Raw genomic sequence first — 6,068 nt, forward strand, 5'->3', positions numbered from 1 at the left:
GTGCACCACCACCAGACAGGCAGCAGCTGGAACATGGCCGTCCAGGCCGTGGCCGGCCCCCAGGGGGCTCGTGGATCAGCGCGCCGCGTAGCCGAAGGTGTTGCCCGCGGCCGGCAGACCGCCCGCGCCCGGCTGGTACGTCGTGACCGCGGCGACCGTGCCGCCGGCGGTGACGTTGGACAGCGGCAGGGCGTAGAGCGTGCCGTAGGACGACGGGCCGTAGGGCAGGCCGACGTAGAGGCTGGTGCCGGTGTAGTGCATGTGGGCGCCGAGCTTCTGGTTGGCCCCCGGGGTGCCGGGGATGCCGTCGCCGTCGCCGACCTCGAGCCAGCGGTCGTTCGCGCCGGGGGTGCCGAGGAGGGAGAAGGTGGTGACGGCGCCCGCGCTCGCGGTGGTGCCGACGGCCTCGTCGGGGATGCCGACGGCGAGCTTCATCGTCGCCGCCGTACTGACCGCTCCCGGCGCGGTGTTGACCGCGGTCAGGGTCTGGCCGAAGTGGTCACCGGGCTCGGACGAGCCGACCACGTCGTCGTCGGCGGTGCCCGACTGGTAGGCGTTGAGCTGGCTGTAGGCGCCGGCCGCGGTGACCCGGAAGGTCAGTACGTTGCCGGTCTCGGCCTTGGAGGCGCCGTCGATGGTCAGGGCCTCGCCCGGCGAGCCGACCGCGAGGATCGACTCGGTGGCCGCGGCCGCCCCGGACGGGCGGTAGGGCACCAGCGCCACCGAGGTGCCGAACCCGTCGCCGGCCTCGGCGCCGCCGGAGACGGTGTCGAGGTCCTGGTCGAGACCGAAGCGCGGGGTGGGACGGTTCTCGGAGTTGAGGACGTTGGGGTCGAAGACGGCGAGGTTGCCGGCGCCGGCGTCGGTCCCGATGGCCTCCTGGGGCGCGGCGATGACGAGGTGGTTGGAGTCGGCCGCGACCGCGCCGCCGAACCCGTCACCCGCCTCCGCGGAACCGGGGACGTCGAGGCTGTCCTGGTGGATGGAGGCGTTGGTGGTGCCGTGGACGTAGACGGCCATGCCCGCGTCGGCGAAGCCGCTGAGGTCCTCGCCGGGGCTGCCGATCAGCACGAACGGCTCACCGGAGTTGGTGACGTCGGCCGCGAGGGCGGCGCCGAAGCGGTCGCCGGTCTCGGCGCTGGAGGCGCCGAGCGAGCCGTTGCCCGCGCCCTGCTGGTAGTTGGTGTCCTTCACGGCACCGGTGCCGAGGCCGCCGGCCGCGCCGTACAGGATGTCGACCATGCCGGCGTCGGTGGCGGTGCCCAGGCCCTCGCCCGGGGTGCCGACGACCAGGTCGGTGCAGCCGTCCTCGTTGTAGTCGACCGTGGCGAGGCTCTCGCCGAAGCCGTCGCCGGCCTCGGAGCTGCCGTTGACCCAGTCCAGGTCCTGGGTGATCTCGGCGGTGCCCTTGCCGCCGCCGTACACGACGCGCACCAGACCGGCGTTGGCGTCGCCGCCCACGGTGGCGCCGGGGTCGGAGACCGCGATGTCCTGGACGCCGTCGCAGTTGAAGTCGCTCACGCGGGCGGCGTTGGTCTTCTCGGTCACCCAGGAGGCGAGGTCGTCGACGCGGGTGGTGATGCCTGCGGTGCTGGTCACGGTCGCGTCGATGCCGTAGCAGCCGCCCTGGTAGGAGCGGCTGGCGAGCGCGGCCAGCTGGGCGGTGCCGTTCACGGTCCGCACCAGCGGGCCGCCGGTGTCGCCCATGCAGGCGGCCGTGCCGGAGGTGCCGGTGACGGCGGCGGTGGTCGCGGTGGCGGAGTCCACGGTGAAGGTGCCGGTGTGCAGGTTCAGCGGCGCCCACTCGGTAGCGGTGCGGCCGTAGCCGGCCAGCCTGAGGGTCTCGCCCGCGGTGGGCGCGGCGGTGGACACGGCGATCGGGGTGACGCCCGCGACCGGGCGGTTGAGGCGGGCCAGGACCGCGTCGCGGTCGGTGCGCGGGACCAGTTCGACGATCTCGCGGGACGCGCCGGCGGTGCCGGTGAGGTCGGAGCGGCCGATGACGGCGGTGGTCTTCACGGCCGGCTTGCCCGCGGGCACGCTCAGGCTCGTGGCCGGGTCGGCGGCGAAGCAACTGGCCGCGGTGAGCAGCCAGTCGGTGTCGACGAGGACACCGGAACAGCCGCGGTCGTGGTCCCCGAGGGTGATCTGCGCGGTGTAGGCGTAGGTGGTGTCGGAGGCGGCGACCGCGGGGCCGGTGACGGCGACGGCGGAACCGGCCGTGAGGACGGCGGAGCCGAGGGTCAGGGCGGCGGCCAGTGCGGCGAGGCGCACAGGTCTGGCGTAGGTCATGAGGTCGGTTCCCTGGTGGGTGGTGGCGGATCGGGCAGGAGGGCTCGGCCGGGCGCTACTTGGAGGTCCGAAGCTCCAGGAGCGTCCATTCACGGGCCTGGTCGTCCGCGCTCTCGCCCACCGGTGTCCAGGCGTTCTTGGCGATGTCGTACGACTGCTCCTCGGTGCCGACCGTCATCTCCGCCTCGGTCGTGTAGTCGTTGCCGCGGATGAGGTAGACCGACGGCAGCTCCAGGGTCAGCCAGCCGGAGGTGCCCTTGACGTCGAAGCAGATCTTGCTCTTGTCCCGCGCCTGGACCTCCAGCTGGCCCGTGCCGGTCACGCAGTCGGCGAGGGTGATGTGGCCGTCGCCGCGCTTGAGCAGGATGTTCTTCTCGGCGAGGATCTTGTCCGCCTGCGGGTAGTCGAAGTCCTCGACCGCGTAGCCCGGCGCCTCGTCGGCGACGGCCGCCGACGCTCCGGACGCCGCGCCGCCCCCCACGGCCATCCAGGTCAGGGCCCCGGCCGCCACTGCGGCGAGGGCCGTTCCCAGGAGTCTTTTAATAGGTCGCGGCCGCGCCGCAAAGGTGATACTCGACTTCATCGCTTTCCTAAACTCGTTGCTTCCGAATCGATGTCAGTAACGTGCTTCAAGGCAAAGGTGAAGGAAATAGACAAAGCCGCGAGTGCTCGCACATCGCTTTCCCCCACCTAGATGCCACCTCGCTTCCCGGGGTTTGTCCACTCCTACAAACCCGGTAAAACGGACGGCACTTGAAGCTCCACTGTGACGCTCACCACACCCCGGAAAGGGTTGTACGGCTTCTATAACGAACATATAACGTTCAATTCGTGACCGGTGCATTGATTGCTCCGCGAACCTGCGTTTGTATGGTCCCGCCACAGCCACCCAGAAACCACGGGGACGAATCCATATGCAGACGATCTTCTGGAGCCGCAGACGCGTGCTCGGCTCGCTCGCCGCCGTGACGGCCGTCGCCGCCGCGCCCCTGACGTGGGCACCCGTGGCCCGGGCGGCCGACACGACGACCGCGGCGGCCGACCCGCTGGCACTGCCGGACACCGACCGCGCGAAGGTGGTGAGGGCCTGGATGACGGGCGGCAGGGCCACCAAGGCGGCGGCCGCCGACGCGCTTTTCGGGACCGATTCCGACATCAGCGCCTTTCTCACCCAGACACTGCCGACGGTGACGACGGAGGACAACCGGGTCGCGATCGCCAGTTATCTGGCCCGCTCCGGCAAGGGACTTCGCCGTGAGGCGGTCGCCGCTCTCGACAGCGGGGACAGCGCCATTTCCGCCTTTCTCCAGGGCGGATACGAGTCGGCGCTTCTGGAGGATCTTCAGGTGGCGACCGCCATCCTGTCGGCCACCGGCGGAAAGGCGGTCCAGCGCAAGGCGTCCGCCGCCCTGGACACGGGCACGCGGGCGGCGCTGGAATCCTTCCTCACGGAGGGTCAGTACACCGCCCGCCTGGAGGATTCCCAGCTCCAGGTCGCCGCCATGCTGGTCAACGCCGGGCCGGAGGTGCAGAAGTACGCCAACCGCGCCCTGAACGGCACCGCGACGGACATCCAGTGGTTCCTCGACACCGGCCAGCACATCGCACGCGCCCGCGACCAGGAGACGGCGACCATCGAGGAACTCGTCGCCGTGGTGGACCGGGAGGGCAAGCGCGCCCAGGCCGAGACCGACCTGGCCGTCGAGGCGTCCGAGCGGGCCCTCGCCGCCGCGGCCGAGGCGAAGAAGGCGGCGGAGAAGGCCGCCGCCGAGGCCGAGGCCGCGAAGGAGGACGTACAGAAGTCCGCCGCCGCGGCCCGCAAGGCGGCGAGCGCGGCCACCGGCGCGGCGAACGCCGCCCGGATCGCCATCAACGCCTCCAACGCGGCCGTGAACGCCTCCCGCCGCGCCTCGGTCGCGGCCACCGCCGCCTCCCAGGCCGCCTCCGTCGCCGGCGGGGCCGCGTCCCGTGCCTACAACGCGGCCATCGCCGCCTCCAAGGACGCGAGCAAGACCCAGGCCGCCAAGGACGCGGCGGTCGCGGCCCGCAACTCCGCCGCCAAGGCCCGTACCGCCGCCAAGGCCGCCGACTACGCGCGGGCCGCCTGCGCGCAGTCCGTCAGCGCGAGCAACTCCGCCGCCTCCGCGGCCCGTAACTCCGCGGCCGCCGCCAACTCCGCCGCGCAGGCCGCCGCCGCGTCCGGGGTCGCCCAGTCGCAGGCCGCCGAGGCCAAGCGCCAGGCCGCCATCGCCACCGCCGCCGCCAACCGCGCCACCAACGCCGCCTCCACCGCGCAGGCCCTCGCCAACACGGCGGCCACCGCCGCGGCCGCCGCCAGGGATGCCGCCAACTCCGCCGCCGCGCACGCCGAGAAGGCGGCCGACGCCGTCGACGAGGCCGTACTGAACGCGGGCAAGGCCATCGACTTCGCGAACAAGTCCACCGCCCACGCCGCCGAGGCCGTGAAGGCCGCCGACACCGCCACCAAGGCCGTGACGGACGCCATGGCGGTCGCCAAGGCGGCCCGGGACGCGGAGCTGGCCCGCCTGGAGCAGGAACGGCTCCAGGGCCTGGACGAGGCCAGGCTGCTGGCCGAGATCGAGCAGCAGCAGCTGGCCGAGCTCGCGGACAAGCGGGCCCAGGAGGCGCAGACCGACCAGGCGACCAAGGACCTGGTCAGCGCGGCCGAGAAGGCCCTGTTCACGGACGGCGACCTGGCGCTCGCCGCCACCCTGGGCCGCAAGGCCGCCACCGCGCTGCTCGACTCCAAGGGCGCCTGGACGCGGGAGGCCGCCCAGTTCGCGCTCTCCGGCAGCGACGACGACGTGTTCTCCTGGATCGACCTCGACCGGGGCGTCGCCCAGGGCCAGGACGACCGGGAGACGGTCCTCTACATCGCCCAGGTGTCCAACCCCGCCATCGCCAGGGCGGCCCAGGCCGCGCTGGAGAGCAACAGCGCGACGGCCGTGGGCGACTTCCTCACCTCCGGGGTGATCAAGGCGTCCCAGGACGACAACCGGGTGCAGATCGGCAAGATCCTCGACCAGAAGCCCGGCAAGGCGGTCGTCGAGGCGGCCAACGACGCGCTGGACAAGAACACCCCGGAGGCGCTGCAGGACTTCTTCGACCGCACCTACCCCGAAGCCGTACGGGAGGACGACGCGGTCGAGACCGCGACCTCGGTGGCGAACGGCGGCGACTACACCAAGGCCTACGGCGACGTCGCCCTGGAGGGGCCGACGTGGATGCGCCGCAACTTCGTCCAGGTCGTGCAGTACTCCGCGGCCCAGCTCGACCACGACTCCGCCACCCATGTCGCCGCGATCCAGGGCGCGATCGCCGCCGCGGCCAAGACCGCCTACGCGGCGCAGCAGACCGCGGCGCTGGCGTCGCAGGTGGCGGCGACCGCCCGGGACGCCGCCGTGGAGGCGGGGGAATGGGCGGACAAGGCCGTCGCCGCGGGGACGAAGGCGGGCGAGTACTCCGACCAGGCCAAGCAGAACGCCGACACGGCGGACAGGTCGGCCGCGGCCGCGCAGGCCTCGGCGAACCAGGCCTCGGCCGCCGCGACGACGGCGCGCACCGCCTCCCGCTCGGCGAACTACTCGGCGAACAAGGCGATCGACGCGGCCCGTTCGGCCCTCGCCTCCTCCTACAGCGCCCAGCAGTCCGCGACGAGCGGCCAGGAGCTCGCGGTTGTGCTCCTGCTGGGCGGGGGTGATCGGCCGGGGCTTCGCCGTGCCGGGCTGCCGCCAGTTCGGGTGCGCGGGCGGCTC

At 72.7% G+C, this 6,068-nt stretch carries 3 protein-coding genes; 1 reads left to right on the forward strand and 2 read right to left on the reverse strand.

The annotated features are described in order from the left end of the window. Positions 1–75 precede the first annotated feature (75 nt). A complete protein-coding gene (locus tag ABZ896_RS51820; protein ID WP_360946219.1) occupies positions 76–2,292 on the reverse strand; it encodes a trypsin-like serine protease in 2,217 nt (738 codons plus the stop codon). Positions 2,293–2,347: 55 nt separating this feature from the next. Then, the gene (locus ABZ896_RS51825) at positions 2,348–2,875 is read right to left on the reverse strand and encodes a hypothetical protein (RefSeq protein ID WP_360946222.1); all 528 of its coding nucleotides are present in this window, start codon (positions 2,873–2,875) and stop codon (positions 2,348–2,350) included. Between the two features lie 331 nt (positions 2,876–3,206). Between ABZ896_RS51825 and ABZ896_RS51830 the strand changes: the two genes are divergently transcribed. Beyond that, on the forward strand, positions 3,207–6,068 hold a 2,862-nt coding region (locus tag ABZ896_RS51830), incomplete at its 3' end, for an ALF repeat-containing protein (protein WP_360946225.1).

It is taken from the genome of Streptomyces sp. NPDC047072, from assembly GCF_040643855.1.
In the GTDB taxonomy this organism is placed as follows: domain Bacteria; phylum Actinomycetota; class Actinomycetes; order Streptomycetales; family Streptomycetaceae; genus Streptomyces.